This window comes from Aquificaceae bacterium (assembly GCA_037722135.1).
In the GTDB taxonomy this organism is placed as follows: Bacteria; Aquificota; Aquificia; order Aquificales; family Aquificaceae; genus Pampinifervens; species Pampinifervens sericum.
Genome location: JBBKAW010000083.1, coordinates 1 through 2,980, shown reverse-complemented (window position 1 = coordinate 2,980; position 2,980 = coordinate 1). Strand labels below are relative to the sequence as shown.

The following is a 2,980-nucleotide window of genomic DNA, read 5'->3' as shown; positions in this document are numbered from 1 at the left end:
GGTGCAAGGAGCTTTTCCATTTAGTTTCTCTCTTCGTAGGGTCTACAGCCAAGGGTGTTTATAAAGAAAGTTTTTCCATCCCTTGTGGTGCATTTATAAACTTGATAGGCTGGGCAGTCCTCTGCAGGAGTGATAAGAAGTTTTCCATCCTTTACCTCTATATGACACTTTCCACATACCGCTGGTATAAGAGAGTTTTTTCCGAGCACTGGCTCGCAGGAGGTTATGTAGCCATTCGTGGAAAAGGCACAGCTTCCCAAGGCTAAAAGAAGGCTCAAAAGCCACATAAGGCTATTTTACCAAAAAAGCCCCCGGAGAGGGGGTGAGGCACGAGCCTCAGAACAGGAAGCCTACCTCCAGTCCCAGCCTTGTTTGATTCTTTTTACCGTTGGTGGTAAAGGGTTTGTCCGCTTTTACATAAGATACCTCTGCTCTTACCATAAGAGGACCCGCCTTGTAAGCAGGAGTAATCGTAAAAGTCCAGCCTTTGTTCCCATCTCCAAGACCCACAAGGTCTGTGCCTCCAGTATCTGAGTTGTCCCTGAAGTATTCTACTCTACCAGAGAGTTTTATAGCTTTTAGTTCATAAGATAGGTGCAAAGCTCCTCCACTTGCCTTTGCCTTTGTGGGCACTCCTGCTTTTGAGCTTTTTTGAGCTTCCACATACATAAAGTCTGCACCGAAGGATAGATTTTCAAAGGTGTAGCTTGCCACTATGTTGTATTCCCTTTTATTTGTGGGAAAAGCGGTATCATTTGGTTTGGAGTCCTTGTCTGGAATTAGAAAGTTAAAAGATAGGGAAGCATCCTTTATAGGCGTTATGCCTATACTTCCTTCAAAGGCTACCTTTGGGTCAGTGGTGCTAAGGGTATAATAGTTGCCAGGCGACGCATTTTATCTCCTCCTTTGCCCCACCCAAAAGGGGCGGGGCGGTTTTTTACTTAGATGTCAAAGTAAAGCTCAAACTCCTTAGGATGGGGTATGAACCTTAGCTCGTCAATTTCCTTCTTCTTGGAGCTTATCCATGTCTCTATAAGCTCCTCCGTAAACACCCCACCCTTTAGGAGAAACTCGTAGTCGTTTTCAAGAGCCTTGAGGGATTCTTCCAGTGAGCCGGGTAGCTGTGGTATGTCTTTTAGCTCCTCTGGTGGTAGGGAGTATATGTCCTTGTCAAAGGGCTCTCCGGGGTGTATGCGGTTTTCTATACCGTCTATTGCTGCCATGAGTATGGCGGAAAAGGCAAGATAAGGGTTGCAAGTGGCGTCTGGGAAGCGAATTTCTATTCTCTTCGCCTTTGGTGATGCGGAATACATGGGTATCCTTATGGCAGCAGACCTGTTTCTTGCGGAATAGGCGAGCCTTACGGGGGCTTCAAAGCCTGGCACAAGCCTGTGGTAGGAATTTATAGTGGGGTTCGTAAAAGCGGTAAGGGCAGGTCCATGCTTGAGGATGCCACCTATTGCATATAGGGCTAATTCAGAAAGACCTGCATACTCAGAACCTGCAAAGAGGTTTTGACCTTCCTTCCATATAGAGAAGTGGGTGTGCATACCCGAGCCATTATCGTTAGGTAAAACCTTCGGCATAAAGGTGGCAAACTTTCCATACTTGTGGGCAACCATACGCACTACATACTTGTAAAGGAATAGTTTGTCTGCCTGATTTACCAAAGAGTCATAACGAATGTCTATCTCTCCTTGACCTGCGGTGGCAACCTCGTGGTGGTGAAGCTCTACCACTATGCCAAGCTGGGACATTATAGAGACCATTTCGTTCCTTAGCTCGTGTGTTTTATCCAAAGGTGGCACTGGGAAGTATCCCCTTTTGTGTGGTATTTTGTAGCCAGAAGAGGTTATTTCTCTGTTCCACCATCCTTCCTCTGAGTCTATCCTCCAAAAGGCATAATTGGCAGAAGTTCCAAACTCCACAGAGTCAAAGATGAAAAACTCCGCCTCTGGTCCAAAGTATGCGGTATCTCCTATACCTGTCTGTTTTAGGTATTGCTCTGCCTTTTGAGCAATATAGCGAGTATCCCTACCATACCTCTCTCTTGTTATAGGGTCATAGATATCGCATATCATCACCAAAGTCTTTGGCTCCATAAAGGGGTCAATAAAGGCGGTAGTAGGGTCTGGGATAGCTATCATATCGGACTCGTTGATAGACTGCCATCCCCTTATGGATGAACCGTCAAAGCCTCTACCTTCCTCAAAGGTATCCAAAGACAGCTCATAGGCTGGGATGGTAAGATGTTGCCACTGACCAAAGAGGTCAGAAAACCTTAGGTCCACATACTGGACCCCTTCCTGCTCGATGAGGCTTAGCACCTCAGCCGGTGAATACTTGGGCATGTTTAAACCTCCTTTATAAAGTTTCTAAATTGCCTGTTCTCCTCTTTCACCCGTCCTAATCCTTATCACGTCCTCAACGGGTATTATGAATATCTTTCCATCTCCCACCCTACCTGTTTGGGCGGTTTTCATTATAGTCTCCACCACCTTTTCCACGTCCTCATCCCTCACTATCACCTCAATCTTAACCTTGGGCAGAAAGTCAATGACATACTCTGTGCCACGGTATATCTCCGTGTGTCCCTTTTGTTGACCAAAGCCACGAACCTCTGTAACCGTCATACCGCCTATGCCTATCTCCACAAGGGCATCCTTGACCTCGTCCAGTTTAAAGGGCTTGATTATGGCTTCCACCTTTTTCATGCTTTAACCTCCTGTGAGTTATTTTGCAAAAAACATGCCAACCACAAGGAGCTGGCTAAGGGTTAATTTTACTACCTTTTAGAGGGGTGAGCCTTGAGAAGTTATGTAAAATTGTTTACAAAATTGTAAAATTGTTCACTCACCTTTGGCACAGCTTTTCAGCTCTACCGTTGCATGGGCTATCTCTTCAAAGCGGGATATTATCCTATGGTAATGTTCAAGGTCGTAGTTTTCAGAGGTTTCAATCCCCACTATGCAGGCGTATT

At 45.6% G+C, this 2,980-nt stretch carries 4 protein-coding genes; all 4 read right to left on the bottom strand.

All coding sequences use genetic code 11. From position 1 onward, the window contains the following. Positions 1-20 precede the first annotated feature (20 nt). The 4 genes from WKI49_05890 to glnB all read right to left on the bottom strand — a co-directional run bounded on the left by WKI49_05890 (position 21) and on the right by glnB (position 2,714). Positions 21-287 carry a hypothetical protein gene (locus tag WKI49_05890; protein ID MEJ7622021.1) on the bottom strand — a complete coding sequence of 89 codons (267 nt, stop codon included), beginning with the start codon at positions 285-287 and terminating at the stop codon, positions 21-23. Positions 288-336: 49 nt separating this feature from the next. Beyond that, on the bottom strand, positions 337-813 hold the full coding sequence (locus tag WKI49_05885; GenBank protein MEJ7622020.1) for a porin: 477 nt from the start codon (positions 811-813) through the stop codon (positions 337-339). Positions 814-941: 128 nt separating this feature from the next. Then, positions 942-2,351: a type I glutamate--ammonia ligase gene (gene glnA, locus WKI49_05880; GenBank protein MEJ7622019.1), complete on the bottom strand. Its 1,410-nt coding sequence runs from the start codon at positions 2,349-2,351 to the stop codon at positions 942-944. 24 nt (positions 2,352-2,375) lie between these two features. After that, positions 2,376-2,714: a nitrogen regulator P-II GlnB gene (gene glnB / locus WKI49_05875; GenBank protein ID MEJ7622018.1), complete on the bottom strand. Its 339-nt coding sequence runs from the start codon at positions 2,712-2,714 to the stop codon at positions 2,376-2,378. Positions 2,715-2,980 lie beyond the last annotated feature (266 nt).

Excerpts from the sequence above, each read along its gene's own strand:
- WKI49_05890 (MEJ7622021.1), bottom strand. The coding sequence starts at position 287 with ATGTGGCTTTTGAGCCTTCTTTTAGCCTTGGGAAGCTGTGCCTTTTCC.
- glnA (MEJ7622019.1), bottom strand. The coding sequence starts at position 2,351 with ATGCCCAAGTATTCACCGGCTGAGGTGCTAAGCCTCATCGAGCAGGAA.
- glnB (MEJ7622018.1), bottom strand. The coding sequence starts at position 2,714 with ATGAAAAAGGTGGAAGCCATAATCAAGCCCTTTAAACTGGACGAGGTC.